Annotated in this window: 20 protein-coding genes; 10 read left to right on the top strand and 10 right to left on the bottom strand. The window is 67.3% G+C overall.

Annotated elements, in window-relative coordinates; all coding sequences use genetic code 11:
• Window positions 1–148: 148 nt before the first annotated feature.
• The 3 genes from ABIE04_RS06510 to ABIE04_RS06500 all read right to left on the bottom strand — a co-directional run bounded on the left by ABIE04_RS06510 (window position 149) and on the right by ABIE04_RS06500 (window position 2365).
• The gene (locus ABIE04_RS06510; RefSeq protein WP_354547739.1) at window positions 149–367 is read right to left on the bottom strand and encodes a hypothetical protein; all 219 of its coding nucleotides are present in this window, start codon (window positions 365–367) and stop codon (window positions 149–151) included.
• Between the two features lie 142 nt (window positions 368–509).
• On the bottom strand, window positions 510–1016 hold the full coding sequence (locus ABIE04_RS06505) for a DUF1993 domain-containing protein (RefSeq protein ID WP_354547738.1): 507 nt from the start codon (window positions 1014–1016) through the stop codon (window positions 510–512).
• Complete coding sequence (locus ABIE04_RS06500) at window positions 1013–2365, bottom strand: TCR/Tet family MFS transporter (protein WP_354549800.1); 1353 nt, start codon at window positions 2363–2365, stop codon at window positions 1013–1015. Before ABIE04_RS06500 ends, ABIE04_RS06505 begins: the two co-directional genes overlap by 4 nt.
• 180 nt (window positions 2366–2545) lie before the next feature.
• Between ABIE04_RS06500 and ABIE04_RS06495 the strand changes: the two genes are divergently transcribed.
• Window positions 2546–4270 carry a dipeptidyl-peptidase 3 family protein gene (locus ABIE04_RS06495; protein ID WP_354547737.1) on the top strand — a complete coding sequence of 575 codons (1725 nt, stop codon included), beginning with the start codon at window positions 2546–2548 and terminating at the stop codon, window positions 4268–4270.
• A 10-nt stretch (window positions 4271–4280) separates the two neighbouring features.
• Here the strand turns inward: ABIE04_RS06495 and ABIE04_RS06490 are convergent, their stop codons facing one another.
• Window positions 4281–5126, bottom strand: coding sequence for an alpha/beta fold hydrolase (locus tag ABIE04_RS06490; RefSeq protein WP_354547736.1), 846 nt, complete (start codon window positions 5124–5126; stop codon window positions 4281–4283).
• Window positions 5123–6178, bottom strand: a complete 1056-nt coding sequence (gene hemH / locus ABIE04_RS06485) for a ferrochelatase (protein ID WP_354547735.1) — start codon at window positions 6176–6178, stop codon at window positions 5123–5125. Before hemH ends, ABIE04_RS06490 begins: the two co-directional genes overlap by 4 nt.
• Window positions 6179–6273: 95 nt before the next feature.
• Between hemH and ABIE04_RS06480 the strand changes: the two genes are divergently transcribed.
• The 4 genes from ABIE04_RS06480 to tatC all read left to right on the top strand — a co-directional run bounded on the left by ABIE04_RS06480 (window position 6274) and on the right by tatC (window position 8475).
• Window positions 6274–6963 (top strand): lipid-binding SYLF domain-containing protein, encoded by a 690-nt coding sequence (locus ABIE04_RS06480; RefSeq protein WP_354547734.1) that lies wholly within the window; start codon window positions 6274–6276, stop codon window positions 6961–6963.
• A gap of 63 nt (window positions 6964–7026) precedes the next feature.
• On the top strand, window positions 7027–7266 hold the full coding sequence (locus ABIE04_RS06475; RefSeq protein ID WP_354547733.1) for a twin-arginine translocase TatA/TatE family subunit: 240 nt from the start codon (window positions 7027–7029) through the stop codon (window positions 7264–7266).
• A 26-nt stretch (window positions 7267–7292) separates the two neighbouring features.
• A complete protein-coding gene (tatB, locus tag ABIE04_RS06470; RefSeq protein ID WP_354547732.1) occupies window positions 7293–7730 on the top strand; it encodes a Sec-independent protein translocase protein TatB in 438 nt (145 codons plus the stop codon).
• The gene (gene tatC / locus ABIE04_RS06465; protein ID WP_354547731.1) at window positions 7717–8475 is read left to right on the top strand and encodes a twin-arginine translocase subunit TatC; all 759 of its coding nucleotides are present in this window, start codon (window positions 7717–7719) and stop codon (window positions 8473–8475) included. The genes tatB and tatC overlap by 14 nt, the downstream gene beginning before the upstream one ends.
• Before the next feature lie 21 nt (window positions 8476–8496).
• Here tatC and ABIE04_RS06460 read toward each other — a convergent pair whose 3' ends face one another.
• On the bottom strand, window positions 8497–10671 hold the full coding sequence (locus ABIE04_RS06460) for a primosomal protein N' (protein ID WP_354547730.1): 2175 nt from the start codon (window positions 10669–10671) through the stop codon (window positions 8497–8499).
• 401 nt (window positions 10672–11072) lie between these two features.
• Window positions 11073–12233: a DUF3667 domain-containing protein gene (locus ABIE04_RS06455; protein ID WP_354547729.1), complete on the bottom strand. Its 1161-nt coding sequence runs from the start codon at window positions 12231–12233 to the stop codon at window positions 11073–11075.
• A 106-nt stretch (window positions 12234–12339) separates the two neighbouring features.
• Here ABIE04_RS06455 and ABIE04_RS06450 point away from each other — a divergent pair, with 106 nt between their 5' ends.
• Both ABIE04_RS06450 and sppA read left to right on the top strand, forming a co-directional pair.
• A complete protein-coding gene (locus ABIE04_RS06450; RefSeq protein ID WP_354547728.1) occupies window positions 12340–13725 on the top strand; it encodes an MATE family efflux transporter in 1386 nt (461 codons plus the stop codon).
• Window positions 13726–13761: 36 nt separating this feature from the next.
• Window positions 13762–15642, top strand: coding sequence for a signal peptide peptidase SppA (gene sppA / locus ABIE04_RS06445; protein WP_354547727.1), 1881 nt, complete (start codon window positions 13762–13764; stop codon window positions 15640–15642).
• 30 nt (window positions 15643–15672) lie between these two features.
• On the opposite strand, the gene ABIE04_RS06440 is transcribed toward sppA, so the two are convergent.
• On the bottom strand, window positions 15673–15882 hold the full coding sequence (locus tag ABIE04_RS06440) for a hypothetical protein (RefSeq protein WP_354547726.1): 210 nt from the start codon (window positions 15880–15882) through the stop codon (window positions 15673–15675).
• A 111-nt stretch (window positions 15883–15993) separates the two neighbouring features.
• Here ABIE04_RS06440 and ABIE04_RS06435 point away from each other — a divergent pair, with 111 nt between their 5' ends.
• Window positions 15994–16776 carry an SDR family oxidoreductase gene (locus ABIE04_RS06435; RefSeq protein WP_354547725.1) on the top strand — a complete coding sequence of 261 codons (783 nt, stop codon included), beginning with the start codon at window positions 15994–15996 and terminating at the stop codon, window positions 16774–16776.
• A 6-nt stretch (window positions 16777–16782) separates the two neighbouring features.
• Here ABIE04_RS06435 and ABIE04_RS06430 read toward each other — a convergent pair whose 3' ends face one another.
• Together ABIE04_RS06430 and ABIE04_RS06425 are read right to left on the bottom strand one after the other, a co-directional pair.
• Window positions 16783–17418: a DUF4124 domain-containing protein gene (locus tag ABIE04_RS06430; protein ID WP_354547724.1), complete on the bottom strand. Its 636-nt coding sequence runs from the start codon at window positions 17416–17418 to the stop codon at window positions 16783–16785.
• 13 nt (window positions 17419–17431) lie between these two features.
• Window positions 17432–18376, bottom strand: a complete 945-nt coding sequence (locus ABIE04_RS06425; protein ID WP_354547723.1) for a DegV family protein — start codon at window positions 18374–18376, stop codon at window positions 17432–17434.
• Window positions 18377–18567: 191 nt separating this feature from the next.
• Between ABIE04_RS06425 and ABIE04_RS06420 the strand changes: the two genes are divergently transcribed.
• Both ABIE04_RS06420 and ABIE04_RS06415 read left to right on the top strand, forming a co-directional pair.
• Entirely contained in the window at window positions 18568–19359 is a 792-nt protein-coding gene (locus tag ABIE04_RS06420) for an AMP nucleosidase (RefSeq protein ID WP_354547722.1), read from the top strand.
• 408 nt (window positions 19360–19767) lie between these two features.
• Window positions 19768–22710, top strand: a complete 2943-nt coding sequence (locus tag ABIE04_RS06415; protein WP_354547721.1) for a TonB-dependent receptor plug domain-containing protein — start codon at window positions 19768–19770, stop codon at window positions 22708–22710.
• The last annotated feature ends 22 nt before the right edge of the window (window positions 22711–22732 follow it).

Here is a 22732-nt window from a genome sequence, read left to right as displayed (position 1 = left end):
TGGAGGGGCATTGGCCCGGCCAGCTATTGTCGACGCGATGCTGCTTGCCGGACAAGGCGCGCGTCAGCCCGCCAGATCGTTTGTCGCCTTCCGGTGCGCGCCAGTGCTCGCACATCCGGCACTCGCGGAGGTGACCCGCTGGGTCAGTTCAGGCCGCCAGCATGGTCAGGATCTGTTCGCCCGTGGCACGTGGATGCAGCAGCAGGTAGCGCGTGCCCATGCCTTTGTCGTGCCGGCGGGCGGCCGCAATGCACGGTTCGCCGTCGACAGCGGTTACGCATGGAGCCGGGCGGCGCTGGTCCCACAGGCGCCGGAGGACCAGGCCGTGTTGCGGGCCACCGACGATGATGCATTTGATCTGTTCCATGATGTTTTTGCTCGAGAGGCTGGGAGGAGTCACCTCCACGCAAGCAGGAGCCAGGCCATGGGTCAGCGGTGAAATGTGGCACGCATCACAGTTCGGTCATTTGGCGGGGCGACCCTTCCCCGGGCCACCCCGCCATGCCGGTTCAGGCGTTGCCGATGAAGTCGGACTTGCCGATGTCGGTGCCGGCCTCGCGCAGGATGTCGTAGGCGGTGGTGCAGTGGAAGAACAGGTTCGGCAGGGTGAAGTGCAGCAGGTAGGCCTGGCCTTCGAAATTCATCTCGCCGTTGCGCATCTTCAGCTGGATCGCGCGGGTCTCGCTGCCGTCGATCTGCTCCGGCTTGAAGCTCTTGATGTACTCGATCGAGCGCTCGATGCGGCTGTAGGCCTGCTCCAGCGTGGTCTCGTTGTCCTCGAAGCTCTGCGGCTCCACGCCGGCGAGGCGGGCGGTGCCGCGGGTGGCCATGTCGCAGGCGATCTGGATCTGCTTGATCAGCGGCAGCATGTCGGGGATCAGCCGGGTCTGCAGCAGCACTTCGTCGCTGACGTTCTTCGACTTTGCGTGTTCCTCGCCCTTTTTCAGCACCTGGGCGAGATTGCCCAGCGCGCGGACGAAAACGGGAACGGCGACCTGGTACATCGAGATGGTCATAGGTGATCTTCCTGTGGTGGGTGAGGGGGTTCGGATGGATGGGCGGTGGCGAGCGGGGGCAGGTCGCCGGGGAACACGGCGGGGCCGACCTCGATGGGCTGGGGCCTGGCGGTGGCCGGCAGGTGGCGGGTGACCCGGGCCGCGATCAGCATGCCGACCAGCATCAATGCCGCGGAAAGCACGAAGGCTACACCGGGCAAGTGGATGGGCGAAGACGGCGCGATCGACAGGGCGAAGACCTGGGCGAACAGATACGGCCCGAAGATGCCGGCGAAACTGCCGAGGCTGCCGATCGCACCCTGCAGCCGGCCTTGCTCGGAGGGATCGACCTGCTGCGTCATGATCGACTGGATCGGCGGCATCGCCAGCCCCCACAGCGCCAGCAGCGGGATGCCGAGCAGGAACGCCCAACCGACATCGGCGACGCCCATCACCATGAAGGCGCCGACGCCGAACAGCATGCCGGCCAGCAGCACGCGGCGCTCGCCGAAGCGCGGCGCCAGCTTGCCGGTGAGCACCGCCTGCACGAAACCGTCGCAGGCGCCGACCAGCATCAGCACGTAGCCGACCGCCTGCGGACCCCAGTGGTAGCGGTAATCCGCGTACAGCACGAATACCGTCTGCAGCACGTAGTGCGCCAGGTAGACCAGGAACAGCACCACCGCCAGGCCGAGCACCTGCGGGTAGCGGCGCAACAGCTTCAGCGAGCCGAACGGGTGCGCGCTGTGCAATTCGAGCCGGGTCGTGCGGCGCTCCTTCGGCAGCGACTCGGGCAGGATGAAGCAGCCGTACAGGAAGTTGCACAGCGCCAGGCCGGCGGCCACCCAGAACGGCAGCCGCAGCGCGATGCCGCCGAGGAAGCCGCCCAGGCCGGGCCCGATGATGAAGCCGAGGCCGAACGCGCTGCCGAGGATGCCGAACGCGGCGGCGCGCTTCTCCTTCGGGATGATGTCGGCGATGTAGGCATTGGCGGTGCTGAAGCTGGCAGCGGTCATGCCGAGCAGGATGCGCGCCGCGAACAGCAGCCACAGCGTGGGCGCCAGTGCCAGCACCACGAAGTCCACCGCCAGGCCCAGGTTGGAGATCAGGATCACCGGCCGCCGGCCATAGCGGTCCGACAACGCGCCCTGCACCGGCGAGAACACGAACTGCACGATCGCGAACACGGTGCTGAAGATGCCCACCCACCACGCCGCCTTCGCGATGCCGCCGCCGGCCAGCTGCTCGATCAGGTGCGGCAGCACCGGGATGATGATGCCGAACGCCAGCATGTCCAGCAGCACGGTGACGTAGATGAAGGCCAGCGCGGCACGGTGGCGTGGTGCGGCGGGAGTCGGCGACGGGTCCATGGGCATGGCGAAGCGATGGGAGAGGCACGATAGCCGAACGACGACGGTGCGGCATGTGCATCTGGTCAGGTATCGCACAGCCCACCGGTCCGGCGCCGCGCTGCACACGACCCGCCGCGCGGGGCGCCGGGGTGTTGCATGGCGCGATACCATGGGCAATCCCCTCGTCAAGGAATTGCCATGGTCCGACGTCTGCTTCCCGTATGCCTGCTGCTGGCGCTGGCCGCCTGCTCCTCCAACCACGACGCTCCCGCCACGGCACCGGTGTCGAAGGAGGAACTTGCTCCGGCGCCGACCGGCAGCGCGGCCGTGGCGCCGGCGGCGTCGACCGACGCCAGCGCCAGCGCGGCGGTGCAGAAGCACCTGGCCGACTACGCCACGGTGAAGCTCAGTGCCGACCTGTCGAAGTTTGACGCGAGGCAGAAGAAGATGATCGCGCTGCTGATCGAGGCGGCCGACAGCATGAACACGATCTACTGGCAGCAGGCATGGGGCGACAAGGATGCGCTGCTGCAGAAGATCGGCGACCCGGCTACGCGCGAATTCGCCGAGATCAACTACGGTCCGTGGAACCGGCTGGACAACGACAAGCCGTTCGTCGACGGCATCGGCGCACGCCCGGCCGCTGCGCAGTTCTACCCGGCCGACATGACCAAGGCCGAGTTCGAGGCATCACCGCTGAAGGACAAGACCGCGTTGTACACCTTGCTGCGCCGCGACGCGCAGGGCCAGCTGATTACCGTGCCTTACCACGAGGCGTACAAGGCCGAGTTGGAGAAGGTCGCCGGCCTGCTGCGTCAGGCGGCGAAACTGGCGAAGGATCCCGGTTTCAGGAAATACCTGACGCTGCGCGCCGATGCCCTGCTCAGCGACGACTACCAGCCCAGCGACTTCGCCTGGATGGACATGAAGAACAACCCGGTCGACATCGTGATCGGCCCGATCGAGACCTACGAGGACCAGTTGTACGGCTACAAGGCCAGCTACGAATCCTACGTGCTGATCAAGGACCAGGCCTGGAGCAAGAAGCTGGCGCGCTTCGCCAAGTACCTGCCCGAACTGCAGCGCGGCTTGCCGGTGGCCGACCGGTACAAGGCGGAGAAGCCCGGCTCCGATGCCGACCTCAACGCCTACTTCGCGGTGTATTACGGCGGCGACGCCAACGTCGGCGCCAAGACCATCGCGATCAACCTGCCCAACGACGAACAGGTGCAGCTGAAGAAGGGCACCCGCCGGTTGCAGCTGGAAAACGTGATGCAGGCGAAATTCGACCAGATCATGCTGCCGATCGCGAAGGAGCTGATCGCCGAGGACCAGCAGCGCAATCTCACCTTCGACGCGTTCTTCCAGAACACCATGTTCCACGAAGTGGCGCACGGCCTCGGCATCAAGAACACGCTGGACGGCAAGGGCACCGTGCGCAAGGCGCTGAAGGACCAGGCGTCCAGCTTCGAGGAAGGCAAGGCCGACATCCTCGGCCTGTACATGGTCAGCAAGCTGGCGGAGAAGGGCGAGCTGGACAAGTCGAAGCTGATGGACAACTACGTCACCTTCCTCGCCGGCATCCTGCGTTCGGTGCGCTTCGGCGCCAGCGACGCGCACGCCAAGGCGAACATGGTGCGCTTCAACTTCTTCAAGCAGCAGGGCGCGTTCACCCGCGATGAAAACACCGGCCGCTACCGCGTCGACTTCGACAAGATGACCGCGGCGATGAACGCGCTGTCGGCCAAGCTGCTGACCATCCAGGGCGACGGCGACTACGAAGCCGCGAAACAGCTCACCGACCAGCTGGGCGCCGTCGACGCCCAGCTCGCCGGCGACCTGAAGCGACTCGACCAGGCGCACATCCCGGTCGACATCCGCTTCGAGCAGGGGCTGGACGTGCTGGGGTTGAAGAAACCCTGAGGCGCATGCGTCACGTCGCCGCGTCGATCCACGCGGCGACGTCGGCCGGATGTTCCAGCTGCAGGTGGTGGCCGCCGTCGAGATGGCTGACGGTGATGTTCGCCACGCATGCGGCGCGGGCCTGCATGAGTGCGCCGGGCAGGTATGAGGTGGTCGGTTGCGCCAGCAGCAGGGCGGTGGGCGCGGCGATGCCGCGCAGCAACGCGTGCACCTGCGTTTCGGCCAGGCGCACGGCGCTGGGGCGGGTCAGCCGCGGATCGCTGCGCCAGCGCCAGCCGCCATCGGTTTCGACCAGACCACGCTCGACGATCGGCCGCGCCAGCTCGGCGGGCAGCCCGCTGGCCATGCTGCGTGCGGCGACCGCCTGGGCGACGTCGCGGAATATGCGCAGCGGCTTGCCGTTGTCGCCACGCGGCGCCAGCGCATCGCGGAAGCGCTGCAGCGTGTGCGAGCCGTCGTCGCCGAGCGGGCCGAGGCCCTCGATCAGCAGCAGGCGCTCGATCCGCTCGGGCGAGGCGGCGGCGACCAGCGCGGCGATGCCCGCACCCAGCGAGTGGCCGAGCAAGGTGTAGCGATCCAGCTGCAATGCGTCGGCGGCGGCCAGCACGGCCTGCACGTAGTCGACGTAGTGGTAGCTGGCGCCGGCGGCGAGATGGCCGGAATGGCCGTGACCGGGCAGGTCCAGCGCGATCACCCGGTAGCGTGCGGCCAGTAGCGGCGCCAGACGGGCGAAGCTGCCGGCGTTGTCGAGCCAGCCGTGCAGGGCCACCAGCGACGGCAACGTCGCGTGGCCCCACACCTGCGCGTGCAGTGCGAGATGCGGCAGGGCGATGCGCTGCTCGGCCGCTGCGCTCACCCGACGGATTCCGGCCAGCCCTGCAGATGCCTGCGCACCAGCGCAGCGAGGCTGTCCACCTGTTCGACGCTGTCGTTCAACGCGGGGATGTAGCGCAGCGCCTCGCCACCGGCCGCGGTGAAGAAGTCGCGGTTCTGCATCGCGATCTCCTCCAGCGTCTCCAGACAGTCCACCGCGAAACCGGGGCAGGCCACGTCGAGCTTGCGTACGCCGTCGGCGGCGAGTCGGCGCACGGTGGCGTCGGTGTACGGCTGCAGCCAGCGCTCGCGACCCACCCGCGACTGGAAGCTGACGATCAATTCGTCGTCGCCCAGCTGCAGCCGCTCACGCAGCAGTTGCGCGGTGCGTTGGCATTGTTCCGCGTAGGGATCGCCCAGCCGCACGTAACGTTCGGGAATGCCGTGGAACGACAGCAGCAGTTTCTCGCCGCGGCCGTTCGCCGCCCACCAGCGCTCGATGCTGGTGGCCAGCGCGTCGATGTGGCCGGGGTCGTCGTGGTAGTCGTTGACGATGCGCAGCTCCGGCGGCCAGCGCAGGTGCTTGAATGCGTCGGCGACCGCGTCGATCACCGAGCCGGTGGAGGTCGCCGAATACTGCGGATACAGCGGCAGCACCAGCAGCCGGCGCACGCCTTCGCGCTGCAGCTGCCCGATCGCATGCGCCACCGACGGTTCGCCGTAGCGCATCGCCAGCGCCACCCGCAGCGTGCCGGGTTGCTGCCGGTCCAGTGCGTCCTGCAGGCCGGCCGCCAGGGCCTCGCTGCCGTAGCGCAGCGGCGAGCCGCGTTCGTTCCAGATCCGCGCGTAGGCATGCGCCGAGCGCCGCGGCCGCACGCGCAGGATTACCCCGTGCAGGATCGGCCACCACAGCCAGCGCGGGTAGTCGATCACCCGTGGATCGCCCAGGAATTCAGCCAGATACGGCCGCACGGCGCCGGCGGTGGGAGCGGTTGGCGTACCCAGGTTGACCAGCAGCACGGCTGCCTGAACGGGCTGAACGGACGGCGCATCGGAATGGCCGGCAACGCCGGTATAGTTGCTGCTGCGTGGCATCGTGACAGTCGTGGCCATATCAGCCGTGGAGTCTGCCACAAGCCCGGCGCACTGCGTTGCGCCGCGCCCTTCCCCGAACCCGTGTGGAGCTGCCCATGTTGAAGACATCCGTGCAACGTCTGCTGCTGACCGGCCTGGCCCTGCTGCTGCCGGCGATGGCCGCACACGCCGAGGATCCGCCGCTGGTACGCGCCACCAACGCCGTGCGCGTGCTCAACGACATCATGCAGGCGCCGGACAAGGCGATCCCGAAGGATCTGCTGCAGAACGCCAGGGCGATCGCGGTGATCCCGGACATGATCAAGGCCGGCTTCATCTTCGGCGGCCGCCGCGGCGAAGGCCTGATCTCGGTGAAAGGCGCCGACGGCACCTGGTCCAATCCGAGCTTCATCACCATGACCGGCGGCAGCGTGGGCTTCCAGGCCGGCGTGTCGTCGACCGACGTGATCCTGGTGTTCCGCACCCAGCGCGGCGTGGATTCGATCGTCAACGGCAAGTTCACCCTCGGCGCCGACGCGTCCGCCGCGGCCGGCCCGGTCGGGCGTACCGCCACCGCCGCCACCGACGCGCAATTGAAGGCCGAGATCTATTCCTACTCGCGCACCCGTGGCCTGTTCGCCGGCGTGGCGCTGGACGGTTCGGCGCTGCGTATCGACTATGATGCGAACGCGGCAGTGTATGGCGCGGGCATCACGCCGCGGCGCATCTTCGAGGGCGGCGTCAGCAACGTGCCGGCGCCCGTGGTCGACTTTCGCGACCGGCTCGAAGAGTACACTTCACGCTGATACGGAAAGGCCGGTGCGCGCTGCGCGACGGGTTTCCGGTTCCATCCGTTTTCGAGGTAGCACATGAGCATCTGGCATCTGGTAATCCTGCTGGTCGTGGTGGTGGTGATCTTCGGCACCGGCAAGCTGCGCAACATCGGCTCCGACCTCGGCAATGCCATGCGCGACTTCAAGAAAGGCCTCAGCGGCGACGAGGACGAGGTCAAGCGCAAGGAAGAAGCCGACCGGCTGCGTGCCGATCCGCCGGCCAGCCCCGCTGACAAGGCGACGCAGAGTCAGCGCGACTCCAGCGACCCGAAGTAAGCCGCGGCGACGGGCGGGTTGCGGCGATGATCGAGATCAGCTTCGGCAAGCTGGTGCTGCTCGCGCTCATCGCGCTGATCGTGCTCGGCCCGGAGAAACTGCCGGGCGTGGCGCGTACCGCCGGCGCCCTGCTGCGGCGCATGCGCAGCGGCTGGGACGACGTGCGCGCCGAGGTGGAACGCGAATTGCAGATCGAGGAAATCAAGCGCAACGCCCGCGAAGTCGCGGCGCGGGCGGAGGCGGCGCAGACGGAACTGGACGCCACGCTGCAGCAGGTGCGCGACCTGCAGAACGCCGCGCCTGCGCGCGATGAAACGGTGGCGGACGAGGTGGCGGCGGTCACCGGTCCCGCCACCGAAGCCACGGCCGCGGACGAGCCGGACAACGCCACCGGCGACCTGTTCGCCGGCATGAGCGGCCCGGCCTCGACGGCACCGAAGGAGCCGCCGCATGGCCACGCCTGACCCCGGGATCGACCTGCAGCAGGGGCTGTTCTCGCACCTGCTGGAGCTGCGCACGCGCCTGCTCAGGGCCTGCGCCACCGTGCTGGTGGTGCTGCTGGCGCTGGTGCCGTTCGCCAACCGCCTGTACACGGAACTGGCCGCGCCGCTGGTGGCGCGGCTGCCCGAGGGCGCGCACCTGATCGCCACCGAGGTCGCCAGCCCGTTCGTCACGCCGCTGAAGCTGGCGTTCTACGCGGCACTGTTCATCAGCATGCCGATGATCCTGTACCAGCTGTGGGCCTTCGTCAGCCCGGGCCTGTACAAGCACGAGAAGCGCCTCGCCCGTCCGCTGCTCGCCGCGGCGCTGGTGCTGTTCTACATCGGCTGCGCGTTCGCCTATTTCCTGGTGCTGCCGGCGGCGTTCCGCTTCCTCACCGCGATCACGCCGCAGGGGGTGGAGATGATGACCGACATCACCCACTACCTCGATTTCGTGATGCTGATGTTCTTCGCGTTCGGGCTGTGCTTCGAGGTGCCGGTGGCGGTGGTGGTGCTTGCCGCGATGGGCATCGTCGACGTCGACAAGCTGCGTAGCAGCCGGCGCTACGCCATCGTCGGCGCGTTCGCGATCGCCGCCTTCATCACCCCGCCCGACATCACCTCGATGATCATGCTGGCGGTGCCGATGTGCCTGCTCTACGAGCTGGGCGTGCTGGCGGTGCGCTGGCTGGTGAAGCCGGGCTCGCTGAAACCGGACGCGAGCTGAGCGCGCTTCTGCACGGCCGGTTCAATACAGGTCGATCGGGTCGACATCCAGCGACCAGCGCACCTTCCGCGCCGCCGGCAGCGCGATCAGCGCCAGCTGCCATGAGCGCAGCATGCCGTGCAGCGTGCGGCGGCTGGCCGCCTCTAGCAGCAGCTGGCCGCGATGCCGGCCCGCGCGCAACGGCATCGGCGCGGGCATCGGCCCGGCGATCTGCAACTGCGCGTTGGTCGGCAGCGCGGCATGCGCCGCGGCGAGGAACGCATCGACCTGCTCGCGCTGCGGCGCCTCGGCACGCAGCAGCACCTGGTGGCTGTACGGCGGCAGCTGGATCAGCCGGCGCTCGGCCAGCAGCTCGCGCGCCGCGGCGGCATAACCCTGTGCCAACAGGCTGCGCAGCAGCGGGTGTTCCGGCTGGTGCGTCTGCAGCACCACGCGGCCGGGCTTGCGCGCGCGGCCGGCGCGGCCGGCCACCTGCACCACCAGCTGCGCCAGCCGCTCGCCGGCGCGGAAATCCACGCTGTGCAGGCCCTCGTCCACGCCCACGATCGCGACCAGGGTGAGGTTGGGCAGGTCGTGGCCCTTGGCCAGCATCTGGGTGCCGACCAGGATCGCTGGCTGGTCGTCGCTGAGCGTGGCCAGCAGTTGCTCGAACGCGTCGCGGCGGCGGGTGGTCTCGCGGTCCACGCGCAGCACGGGCACCTGCGGGAACTGCGCGAGCAGCGCTTCCTCCAGCCGCTCGGTGCCTTGGCCCTGCGGTTTCAGGTCGCCGGCGCCGCAAGTCGGGCAGGCGGCGGGCAGGCGCTGGCGATAGTCGCAATGGTGGCAGATCAGCTGGCGCCGGCCCGCGTGCAGGGTCAGCGGGCGGTCGCAGCGCGGGCAGCCGGCGTGCCAGCCGCAGGCGTGGCACAGCAGCACCGGCGCGTAGCCGCGGCGGTTGCGGAATACCAGCGCCTGTTCGCCGCGCGCCACCGTATCGGCCACGGCGCCGAGCAGCGCCGGCGACATGCCGTGCTCCAGCCGCTGCGCGCGCATGTCGATGATCTGCACCTGCGGCGGCCGCACCGCACCGGGGCGCGCGCGCAGGTGCAGGGTGCGGTAGCGGCCGGCCTCGGCATTCGCCAGCGATTCCAGCGACGGCGTGCCCGAGCCCAGCAGCACCGGCACGCCGAGCGCGCGGGCACGCACCAGGGCCAGGTCGCGGGCGTGGTAGCGGAAGCCTTCCTGCTGCTTGTAGGCGCTGTCGTGTTCCTCGTCGACGATGATCAGCCCGGCCTGCGGCAGCGGCGTGAACACCGCCGAGCGGGTGCCCAGGATCACCCGCGCGCTGCTGGCGCGGGCACGCAGCCAGGCGCGCGCGCGATCACCTTCGGACAGGTTCGAGTGCAACACCTCGACGATCACCCCGAGCCGCTCGCGCAGGCGCCGCACGGTCTGCGGGGCCAAGCCGATCTCCGGCACCAGCAGCAGCGCCTGCTTGCCCTGCGCCAGCACCTGTTCGATCAGCGCCAGGTAGACCTCGGTCTTGCCGCTGCCGGTGACGCCATCCAGCAGGAACGGCTGGTACTGGCCGAGGCTGGCGCTCACGGCGGCGACCGCCTGTTGCTGTTCGTCGCTGAGTTGCGGCGCCAGCGAGGGTGGCAGCGGACGATCGGGCGGCGGTCGTTCGCTGGGCTCGAGCAGGCCGGCTGCGGCCAGCCGGCGCGCCGCATCGCGCCAGCCGGGCTGGCGCTCGCTCAACTCCTGCGCACTCAACGCGCCGGCCGCCAACAAGTCCAGCAAGGCCTTGCTGCCGCCGCGGCGGCTGCCGGCATCGTGCGCGCTGCGGCCGGCGCCGGTGAGCGACCAGTATTCGTCGCCGATCGGCGGCAGCGGCTTCGCCTCGCGCAGGGCCAGCGGCAAGGCATTGGCGTAAGCCTCGCCCGGCGCACCGAGCCAGTAGCCGGCGGCCCAGGCCAGCGTCTGCATCAGTTCGGGGTCGAGCAGTGCGTCGTCGTCGAGCAGGCGCAGCACCTGCTTCAGCCGGCTGCTGCCGACCGCCGCCTCGGCGTCGATCGCCACCACCACGCCGACCAGCTTGTGGCGGCCGAACGGCACCAGCACCCGGCTGCCCACGCAGGCCTCGCCCGCCGCGGGCGGCAGGTAGTCGAACAGGGTTGGCAGGGGTACCGGCAGGGCGACGCGAAGGACGGCGGGCATGAGCTACCTCGTGGCGGCCCAGTGTAACTGCGGCGTCCGCGGGGCCTCATGTTTCGATAGCTGCGATGCCGGGGGAGCCACGTCGAGCGAGTTGCGCGAACTTGCTGCCCGGTTATCGAGGAGTCGCGGGTAAGTGGCTATCCCCGGGAGGTTTTTGCGCTTATCCACAATAGCTGTGGATAAGTCTGTGGATGCAGCGGGGAGGGGGTGCCTCAAAGCGCGTCGTGGCGCCTTTCACGACAGCCTGACGAGGTTTTGGTCACGTAAAAAAAGCTTTTTCCTTCAATGACCTGCAAATGGCATCCAGCCGCAGTTCACACAATTGACAAGCCGACACCGGTTGCCTTGACAAGCTCATGACGCTGTGCAAAACCCGCCACGCCACCGGCCGGCAAGCGGCCTCAGTGGGCCAGGCCCAAGGCCGCTGCGACCGTCAGCGCGAGCATCAGCAGCCAGAAGTAACACCAGCCAATGAACCAGAATTTCAACAGGGTCATCGGCCAGCCCTGGTGGTAGATCCGCTTCTGCATGATCAGCAGATAAGTCGGGATCCACAGCATGAGCACGGCTTGTATCCAGCCCAGTGCGTAGCCGGTCCAGGCGGCATGAGGCCGTAGCCAGGTCGACAGCATGCCGGTCACGGTGATCAGCATCACGCCGAGGAACATGAAGGCGTGGCTGTGCAGGGCCACGGTCAGGTGTTCCATGTACAGCCGCCGGCGGAATACGTAGAACAGCTTGAGCAGGCCGGCGAATACCGGAATCAGCACGAACATGGTGGCCGGCAGTGCGCCGAACGCGCCATTGATCATCCGCTGCTTTGCTTCGGCGCGGGTGGACGGGTCGCCGTCCTTGAACGTTCGCCAGTTGTGCTGGATCTGCTGGCCCAGCCGGGTCAGCCTGGCGTTGGCCGCCTCCGGCAGCCAGCTGATGTGGATCGGCTGGGGCTCGTGGTCCTGGGCTCCGCTGGCCCGGACGGCGACCGCGAGATTCGCGGCGACGGAGGCGGCCGGTATCGGGGCGGCGCCAAGTTCGATCAGGCGCTTGTTGGCCTGCTGCTGCATGTTCTCGGCAGCCAATTGGAGCTGCTGTTGCGGCAGCACGCCATACGCGGCGATGTGCGGCAGGGTCTTGAGCTGACTCTTCAGTACCTTGCGCACTTCCTTCGGGGTGTCGGCATCGCTGAAAGCCTCGCCGGTCACGGTCACCGTGGGGCCCTGGTGCGCCGCCACCTTGACGGAGATCTGGTCGATCGCCAGATGAACCACGAAGAACGACAGCAGGCACAGCACGAACATCAGCCGGAACGGCGCGATGTAGCGCACCCGCCGGCCGGCGAAGTATTCCAGGGTGAGGAAGCCGGGCTTGAGCAGCAGCGGCGGCAGCGTATGCACGATGCGGCCGTCGATGTGCAGCACCGTCTCGACGGTTTCCTCGAGCATGTGGTGCATCGGCTTCAGCACGCTGTGGATCGATTGCCCGCATTCGTGGCAGAACTCGCCCTGCATCCCGGCGCCGCAGTTGGCGCAGTGCAATCCTTCGTAGCTGGTCAGCTGCTTCATCGAGGTTCCCGTTCGGTGCAGCGGGGAATCTTCGCACAGGACGGTGGACCGGCGGTCGTGACGAATGGCTCAGGTAGAATGTGCGGCCCTGGAGTCTGCTGTGCCCATGAAACCCTTTCGTCCCGAGCGTGCTCACTTGTTCCACGAGGTGCGCGCCACCGTACGTCTCGCGCTGCCGCTGATCGCGGCCCAGCTGGCAGCGGTCGGCAGCAACGTGATCGACGCGGTGCTGGCCGGGCACGTCAGCGCGCACGTGCTGGGTGCGGTGGCGGTGGGCGCCAGCATCTGGTCGCTGGCGATCGTCAGCGGCATCGGCATGATGATGGCGGTGCCGCCGTCGGTGGCGCAGCTCGACGGCGCGGGCCGGCGCCACGAGGTCGGCGCGGTATTCCGCCAGGCGCTGTGGCTGGCGCTGGGCATGGGCGTGGTGCTGTGGTTCGCGGTGCGGCACGCGGAGCTGCTGATCGAGCTGATCGGGGTGACGGCGAGCCTGCGCCACGACGTGCAACGCTTCCTGCTGGCGATCAGCTGGGGCGCGCCGGCGCTGACCTGCTACTTCGCACTGCGCGGCCTGTCCGAAGGACTGTCGCTGACCCGGCCGTCGATGTACTTCAGCCTTGGCGGCCTGGTGCTGCTGGTGCCGCTGGGCTACGTGCTGATGTTCGGCAAGCTCGGCATCCCGCCGCAGGGCGCGCACGGCTGCGGCGTGGCCACGGCGATCGTGCTGTGGCTGGAGATGCTGGCGTTCGGCGTCTATGTGATCTTCCGGCGCAATTACCGCGGGCTGGGCCTGTTCGATCGTTTCGAGTGGCCGGACCTGCGCCGGATCGGCCAGCTGGTGCACATCGGCCTGCCGATGGCGGTGACCTTGCTGGCCGAGGCCGGCCTGTTCGTGGCGACCGCGCTGATCATCGCCACGCTGGGCGAGGACGTGATCGCCAGCCATCAGGTGGCGATCAACATCGCCTCGCTGTTCTTCATGATCCCGCTCGGCCTGGCGATGGCGATCACCGTACGCGTGGGCAATGCGGTGGGGCGCGGCGACGAACGCGGTGTGCGCTACGCCGGCTTGTGCGGAATCGGCCTGACCCTGGTGACGCAGGTGTTCTCCGCCGGCCTGATGCTGGGCTTGCCGCATTTCATCGCCACGCTGTACACGCATGAGCCGAAGGTGATCGCGCTGGCTGCGCAGCTGATCATGCTGGCCGGGCTGTTCCAGTTCTCCGACGGCGTCCAGGTCGCCGCCAACGGCGCGCTGCGCGGCCTCAAGGACACCCGCGTGCCGATGGCGATCACCCTGTTCGCATACTGGATGATCGGCATGCCGGTGGGCTGGTGGCTGGCCTTCCATCACGGCATGGGCGCACGCGGGATGTGGATCGGCCTGATCGCCGGCCTGTCGGTGGCCGCCGTGATGCTGTTCACCCGCTTCTGGCGCAGCGCGTGGAAACAGCGCTGGCGCCGTCACATGCCGATGACCGCGCCGGCCTGACCGGCTACGCTTGACCCGACGATTCCGGATATCCACATGACGCTGCCACCACCGCCACCGCCACGCCGCAACGGTTTCTGGGCCTTCCTGCGCGCGCTCGGGCGCGGCATCAACATGCTGCGGCTGGTGATCATCAACCTGGTGTTCTTCGGCGTCCTGTTCGTGCTGCTGTTGCTGCTGACCGCCGGCGTGGCCGGCAGCCGGATGGAACGCGCGGTGCAGGACGACAGCGTGCTGGTGATCAAGCCGCAGGGCCAACTGGTCGAGCAGTACAGCATCGAGCCGCTGCAGCGCGCGCTGGCCGGCTTGTCCGGCGAGCAGCCGAAGCAGGTGCAGGTGCGCGACCTGGTCGGCGCGATCGACGCGGCGGCCAAGGACAAGCGGATCAGCCGCATCCTGCTGCTGCCGGACGAGCTGCAGGGCGGCGGCTTTGCCGCGTTGCGCGAGGTGGGCGCGGCGCTGGACCGCTTCCGCGCGGCGGGCAAGCCGGTGGTCGCGTGGGCGGTGAACCTGGACCAGGGCCAGTACTACCTGGCCGCGCATGCCGATCGCCTGCTGGTCGACCCGCAGGGCGGCGTGCTGATCACCGGACTGGCCAACTACCGCCTGTTCTACAAGGACCTGCTGGACAAGCTCGGCGTCGACGTGCACCTGTTCCGCGTCGGCGAGTTCAAGAGCGCGGCCGAGCCGTACATCCTCGACCACGCCTCGGCCGAGGCGAAACAGGCCGACAGCTACTGGATGGGCGGCCTGTGGGACGGCTACCTCGCCGAAGTGGCGCAACTGCGCAAGCTGGACCCGGCGGCGCTGCGCGACGACATCGACAACCTGCCGCAGCACATCGCCAGCACCCAGGGCAACCTGGCCCAGCTGGCGCTGAACCAGCACCTGGTGGACGGCCTGGCCACCCGCGGCGAACTGATCGCGATGATGCGCAAGGAAGGCATCCCGGCCGACCGGAAAGGCCACAGCTTCCGCCAGGTCGACTTCGCCCGCTACGCGGCCGGCGTGCCGCGCGACGGCGACCTGTTCGCGCCGGGCGTGGCGATCGTGGTGGCGGAGGGCGAGATCGCCGGCGGCAAGCGCGCGGCCGGTTCGATCGGCGGCGAGTCCACCGCGGCGCTGATCCGCAGCGCGCGCGAGGACCGCAAGACCAAGGCATTGGTACTGCGGGTCAACTCGCCCGGCGGCGAGGTGTACGCGGCCGAGCAGATCCGCCGCGAGGTCGAGCTGACCCGCCGCGCGGGCATCCCGGTGGTGGTGTCGATGGGCGACGTGGCGGCCAGCGGCGGCTACTGGATCGCGATGAACGCGAACCACATTTTCGCCGAGCCGAACACCATCACCGGCTCGATCGGCATCTTCGGCATGTACTACACGGTGCCGAACACGCTGGCCAAGCTCGGCATCCAGAGCGACGGCGTCGGCACCGGGCCGATGGCCGGCGCGTTCGACATCAGCCGTCCGCTCGATCCGAAGGTCGGCACGGTGATCCAGGCGATCATCGACAAGGGTTACCGCGACTTCGTCGGCAACGTGGCGAAGGCGCGCGGCAAGAGCTACGAGGCGGTCGACGCGATCGCGCAGGGCCGGGTGTGGACCGGCCAGCAGGCGCTCGAACGCGGCCTGGTCGATCGGCTCGGCGGGCTGCAGGCCGCCGTCGCCGATGCGGCCAGCCTGGCCAAGCTGGGCAAGGGCTACCCGGTGCGCTACGTGGAGGCGCCGCTGGGCGGCTTCGAGCGTTTCCTGATCGGCCTCAACCAGACCGCCAGCGTGCACGTGCTGCGGTCGTGGGGCGTGCGCCTGCCGAACTGGTTCGCCCAACTGCCCGCGCTGGCGCCGGAACTGCAGCTGTTGCGCAACGCGAAGGCCGGTACGCCGAACATCTACGCGGACTGCCTATGCAGCCCGCGTTGAAGCGGGTCCGTCACTGAGCGGAAACGGACCTTACTGTTCCTGCGCCTCGATCTGCTTGCGCTGCTCCTCGGCCTGCTTGTCGACGACCTTCTGCACGTCCTTGGCGCGCTGCTCGTCCGCCTTCAGCGCGTCGAACGGCGTGGCGGTGTCGGCCGCCGCCGGCTTGGCCTGGGGTTCCGGCGGCTTGCTGGAACAGGCGCCGAGGGCAAGGACGCAGAGCAGGAGCGGCAGCGGCTTCATGGCGGTTCTCGCGCGTGGTCGAAGTGCCGAGTGTCCCGCCATGCACGTTCGCAGGCAAGGATCCGCGGCGCGTCACTAGGCGCCGCCGGAACGACGTTTTAAGCTGCGCCCATGAACAGCCGTCCCGACACCTGGCAGCTGCAAGGCCATACCGCCCTGATCACCGGTGCCAGCAAGGGCATCGGCTACGCCACCGCGCGCGAACTGGCCAGCCTCGGCGCCGACCTGCTGCTGGTGGCGCGCGACGAGGATTACCTCGAGCAAGTGCGGGTGGAGCTGGCCGATGAATTCGCCGATGTCGAAGTGCTGGCATTCGGCGCGGACCTGGCCGAGGCGGAGGAGCGCCTGGCGGTGTTCGACTGGATCGCCGACCTGGCTGCGCCGGTGTCGCTGCTGATCAACAACGCCGGCGGCAACCGGCCCATGGCCACGCTGGACTACAACACCAGCGAGGTGCGCGCGGTCTTCGAGCAGAACCTGTTCTCCGCATTCGAGATGTGCCGGCTGGCGCATCCGCAACTCGTGCAGCACGCGAACGCGGCGATCGTCAACGTGGGCTCGGTCTCGGCGATGACGCACGTGCGCACCGGCTCGCCCTATGGGATGAGCAAGGCGGCGCTGCACCAGCTCACCCGCAACCTCGCCGCGGAGTGGGCGGTGGATGGCATCCGCGTCAACGCGGTGGCGCCGTGGTACATCCGCACCCAGCGCTCGGAACCGGCGTTGGCCGACGCCGATTACCTGGACGAGGTGCTCGAGCGCACGCCGTTGAAGCGGATCGGCGAGCCCGAGGAAGTGGCCGCCGCGATCGCGTTCCTGTGCCTGCCGGCGGCCAGCTACATCACCGGCCAGGTGCTGGCGGTGGACGGCGGCTTCATGAGCTACGGTTTCTGAGCGGCCTCAGCAGTGGGTCAACTGCGCCTGCAGCTCGTCGTCGCGGCGTTGCAGCGGCGGCCGGTCGCTCTTGAACGCGCGCTGCAGCTTGCGCGCGTTCTGTTCCTGCTCGTCGCGCAACTCGCTGCAGATCTCCGGCACGCTCATCGGCCGGCACCGGTCCTGCACCCATACGTAGTTGTTGGCGACCAGCCCGGCACTGACCCGGCCGCGGTTCGCCTCCGGCGCGGAGATGCCGGCGTGGTTCGGTGATCCGTAGACCTCGCCCAGCGGCGTCGACAGCGCGCCGAGCATGCCCAGCGGTGCGCGGAACGGTGGCGGATTGCCGTTGCGGCTGACGTAGAGGCTGCCGTCGACGGCGTGCCTGCACTGGTACAGCTGGACCAGCGGCACGCCTGGCGTGGATGGCGGGGCGGGCGCCGCCACGGGCGGCGGGCGGTCGGGCCTGGTGACTACGCTGGTCGGCGGCGGCGCGGTCGTGTCGTCCGGCAACTGCAGGGTCTGCTGCCGCTGTGTCTTCGCGCACGGCGTGTCCTGATAGATCACTCGGCCATCCGCGCCGCTGCACTTGTATACCGTGCCGGCGACGGCCGGTGTGCCGGTCACGGCAAGCAAGAGCAGCAGGGCGCTCGGGTGCGGCATGCGGCGGCCATCCTCAGAACTCGGCGACATGTTCCTCGGCGGCGAAGCCGATCGTGACCGCGCCTTCGCCCACGTTGACCATGCCGGTGATGCTCATCGGCGCCTCCATCAGCTCGACGCCGCATTCCTCGCAGGCCTGGCGCAATTCGGCATAGCCGGGCAGATGCGACAGCACGGCGAGGTCGCCGCCGTAGCTGGCGCACACCAGCGGTACCAGCAGCCCGGCGCGCACCCGTTGCGCGGCGTAGCCGAACAACGCTTCGGCGCCCTGCTCGAAGCCGCGCACCTTGCCGACCGGGCCGGTCTCGCCGCGGAAGCAGCGCAGGATCGGCTTGATGTCCAGCGCCGAGCCCAGCATCGCGCTGACCAGGCCGACGCTGCGGTCGTTCTTTTTCTTGGCGCGGGCGCGCAGGTAGTACAGGTCGCGCGGCAGCATGTAGCCGTAGGTGTGGTTCGCGAGATGGGTAAGCCGTTCGCGGATCGTGGCCGGCGGCTCGTCGGCCGCGATCAGCCGGGCCGCCTCGTAGATCACCGGCGCGGCTCCGGCGAAGATGTTGCGCGTGTCGATCACACGCATCATGAACGGACCCGGCACGCCGGCCTGCTCGCGCACCTGGCGATAATTCTTCAGGATGCCGAAGCTGGCCTTGTTGACGTGTTCGTTGATCGGGCTGCGGGTGGCGGTGATGGTCAGGCAGAACACGCAGTCCTGCTCCAGCACCAGCTTCTCCAGGAACAGCTTCTGCACCTCTTCCACCGGGCAGGGTTCGGTTTCCGCCGAATGGCTGCGGCTGCCCAGGCGACGATCGATGAAGCGCTGGATCTCGGCCGGTTTGCGGTCGTCCATGAAGACTTCGCTGTTCACCCGCACGGTGATCGGCATCACCGCAATATCGTGCTTCTGCAGGAACGCCTGCGAAAGATCGCAGGCCGCATCGATTGCCAGACCCATCCGCATCACCTGATCCCCCGATCATGAATGGCAGCCGAAACATAGCATGGGGGGCCGTGGTGGCGGTGTTTGCCGGGTGGCCGCACGGCGAGGCGGGAAGCTGGCGGGTGGAGGGGCAGCCACCTAAGATGGCGCAACCTCATCTGGCATCTCGCCGGCGTGGCGTCGCCGGTAACGCAATCGGATATCGCTTCGCAATGAAGAACAAGCAGGAAATCGTCTCCAACTGGCTGCCGCGCTATACCGGCACGCCGCTCGAACAATTCGGCGAACACATCCTCCTGACCAACTTCGGTCACTACGTGGAATTGTTCGCGCAGTGGCACGGGGTGGAAGTGCAGGGCCGCGACCGGCCGATGCCGAATGCCACCGCCGACGGCATCACCCTGATCAACTTCGGCATGGGCAGCCCGAACGCCGCCACCGTGATGGACCTGCTCAGCGCGATCGAGCCACGCGCCGCGTTGTTCCTGGGCAAGTGCGGCGGGGTCAAGAAGAAGAACCAGCTCGGCGACCTGGTGCTGCCGATTGCCGCGATCCGGGGCGAAGGCACCAGCAACGACTATCTGCCGCCGGAGGTGCCGGCGCTGCCGGCGTTCCAGCTGCAGCGCGCGGTCTCCACCATGATCCGCGACCTCGGCCACGACTACTGGACCGGCACGGTGTACACCACCAACCGCCGCGTGTGGGAACACGACGACACGTTCAAGGATTATCTGCGGCGCACCCGCTGCATGGCGGTGGACATGGAGACGGCGACCATCTTCGCCGCCGGCTTCGCCAACCGGATCCCCTGCGGCGCCCTGCTGCTGGTGTCCGACCAGCCGATGATCCCGGAAGGGGTGAAAACCGAGGCGAGCGACCGCAGCATCACCTCGCAGTTCGTCGAGGCGCACATCAAGATCGGCATCGAGGCCCTCAAATTGGTGCGCCGCAACGGACGCAGCGTGAAACACCTGCGTTTCGAGGCGGACGGAGACACAGAATAGTCGCGATCCGGCGGCTGGGTCGGCTGATGGAGGCCGGTTTGCCCTCCGATAATCCAGGCAGCAGCCTGCCAGGGCAGCCTGAATCGACACCCAAACGTAAGTTTCTACAGTACAAAATTTGTTGACAGTATGTAAATGAAGCGTAATAAGTACGCATCAGACCGAGCTGCATCAAGTGCAATGACAGGATTGGCTCTGCACCGGGGTGGGACTAATGGATGGGCAGGTGTGCCGCGTGTTAACGCGGCGTTGTTGCCTGTCGCGGTATCGACCCGGACCGGGAGTTCCGTGAGTCAGAGGTTCATTGGTTTGGGAGGTGGGCCGAGGTTGAGGTTTTGGGGCGGGAATTATCGAGGCCCAAGACAGCAGCCAATCGGAGGGTCTTAAATTAATCGGGAGGGTGTTTTCATGAAACTTGGGGTCAAGAAACTTTCTTCGGCAGTCCGCCTGGCACTCTCGCTGGGTGCGGTCATCGCGGTAGGCGTATCGGGCACTGCACTTGCCCAGGACTCGGGCGCGCAGGATCAGTCCACGCAGGATCAGCAACCAAATCAGAAGGCACCCACTACCCTGCAGACCATCGTGGTCACAGGCTCGAATATCCGTCGCGTCGACCTGGAAACGTCCAATCCGGTGGTTGTCATTGACCGTGCGGCGATTCTGGCTACCGGCAAGTTAACCCTGGGCGATCTGGTGCAGCAGCTCCCGGCAATGACCGGCGGTGCTGTCAATCCGCAGGTCAACAACGGCGGCGGTACGGGTTCGTCGAGCATCAATCTGCGCGGCTTGGGTTCGCGTCGCACGTTGATCCTGGTTGATGGTCGTCGCCTGCTGAGCAAGGACCCGAACGCCGTTCCAGTCGACGCGATCGAGCGCATCGAAGTGCTACCCAACGGTGCTTCGGCAACCTACGGTTCGGACGCCATCGGTGGCGTGGTCAACTTCATCCTGCGCAAGGACTACCAAGGCGCCACGTTCACAGCCAACGTGGGCGAGTCCGACCGTGGCGACGGTGATCAGAGTGGCTACAGCTTCACTTTCGGACAGACGTCCGACAAGGGAAGCATCATGGCCGGCGTCAACTACAACAAGCAGGACGGCGTATTATCGGCCGCGCGCGGCTTCGCCAAGGATGCGCTGACCCTCTCTGGCAGCCAGGTCGTCATCGGCGGTTCGTCGTCCACGCCGGTCGGTCGTATCCAACTGCCGGTCAGCATGCAGGGCGCCTTCGGCTGTTCTAACGTGTCGCTGAACCCGGGTGGCAACAGTCAGGTGGTCACCACGGCCAATTACCACTGCTATGGCAACGCCGACAAGTACAATTACGCGGCGATCAACCTGATCATGACCCCGCAGGAGCGTACCGGCGGGTTCATCAACGGTTCGTACAACCTCGGTGAGCACGTCTCGGCCTACCTGGAAGCGATCTACCAGAAGACGTCGGCCAGTTTCCAGTTGGCGCCCGCGGTCTATGGCACCGATACGACGGGCGCGTCGCTTGACATGAATAATGCGTTCAATCCGTTCGGCGTACCGTTCGGGACCACTGGCAACCAGTTCCGCTCGCGGCTGACCTCGAACGGCCCCCGCATGGCCGGGATTGGCAGGACGGACGCCCAGATCAACACCGGTTTCAGGGGCGACTTCACGGTCTTCGACAAAAACTGGACCTGGGACGTCGGCTTCAACTACGGTCATCAAAGCATTGTCACCACCACTGGTGGCCTGGTGGATCAGGGGGCGCTGTATACAGGCGCCTCCACGCTGAACGCGGACGGTACGGCGTCGTGCCCTCCCGGTGTCAGCACGGTGGCCTGCCAGTTCAATCCGTTCGACATGACCGCCCCTGGTACCGTTGCGGCAATCAAGGCGGCCAATGTGACGGCCCCCAGCAATAACTTCGTGATCCAGAAGACCTGGCACGCCGGTATCAATGGTGAGGTGTTCAGCCTGCCGGCAGGCGCCGTACAGTTGGCGGTCGGTGCGGAATATCGCAAGGATTATCAGCACGCCACCCCCGCTCCGCAGTTGCAGATCGATAATTCCACAGGTACCTGTGTCTTGGGCAGCCAGTGCCTTACCGCGGTGCAGGGCGGTTACAACACCAAGGACGTCTACGCGGAAGCGTTCATTCCGGTCCTCAGTGATTTGCCGGGTGTGAAGTCGCTGAATGTCACCGTCGGCGACCGTTATTCGAGAATCCAGGGTTTCGGCAGCACGAACAACATGAAGGTGGCGTTGGAGTGGCGGCCGATCGACGATCTGTTGCTGCGTGGCTCGATGGAAGAGGTGTTCCGCGCGCCGTCCCTCACCGAGCTCTTCACGGCGGGCTCCGACGCGCCGTTGATCCACAGTGACCCGTGTGACGGCTATACCGGCGCGCCGGCCGGTTCGCCACTCGCCCAGGCCTGTCAGTTCGTACCCACCGATGGCTCGTTCCGGGACGTCGCCGTGGCGACGCAGACCCAGGCGAGCACGGTTGTACAAGGTGCTCGCGTGGCCGGCTTCCCGGTCAAGCCGGAACATGGCAAGACCTTCGACCTTGGCTTGGTCTACAGTCCGTCGTATGTGTCGGGCTTGTCCACCAGCATCGACTTCTGGCATGTGAACCTGAACGACACCATCACCAACGTGGGCCTGCAGAGTCTGCTCAACCTATGTGCCGCCGGTTCGACCCAGTATTGCCAGTACATTCACCGTAATCCCAACCCTGGCGCCAATCAGGGTCAGTTGCTGCAGTCCACGGTTGAGCCATTTGGCAACTTGGGCAGCGTGAGCACCGGCGGCGTCGACTGGTCGGCAAACTACAAGCTGCCGCAGTTCAGCTTCGGTCAGTTCAGCATGGGCATCAACGCCACCTACCTGAAGTACTTCAACCAGCAGACGGCACCGGGTGTGGCAGGTAACGTGACGTACCACGATGCCGGTCATCTCCTGCCGTTCGGTTCCGCACAGGCCTCCGCCTGCCCGGATGCCGTAGGTGTCTGCCTGTTTCCGCGCTGGCGTGGGCAAGGGTTTGTGGATTGGCAGATGGGCGGTTGGAATGCTTCGTGGCGCATGCGCTACATCGGCCGGTTCCAGAATGGCGGCCCGGCTTTTACGCTGCAGGACACGTTGCCGAACGGAGAGAACGGTAGCGTGCTCAAGTACGGCGCAACGGTCTACAACGACGTGTCAGTCGGCTACAACATCGCACTGCTGAACACGCGCGTGGACTTTGGCGTGAACAATGTGTTCGACAAGCAGCCGCCCATGCTGTACGCGAACAACACGCTCAATGCCAACAGCGACCCGAGCGACTTCGACTTCATGGGCCGCTACTACTACGCTCGCGTGACGGTCAAGTTCTAAGTCATCGACTCAAGCGCTAACC

The organism is Rhodanobacter soli, assembly GCF_040548735.1.
In the GTDB taxonomy this organism is placed as follows: Bacteria; Pseudomonadota; Gammaproteobacteria; order Xanthomonadales; family Rhodanobacteraceae; genus Rhodanobacter; species Rhodanobacter soli_A.
The sequence above is the reverse complement of the archived record's forward strand: the minus strand, read 5'-3'. Positions and strand labels throughout refer to the sequence as shown.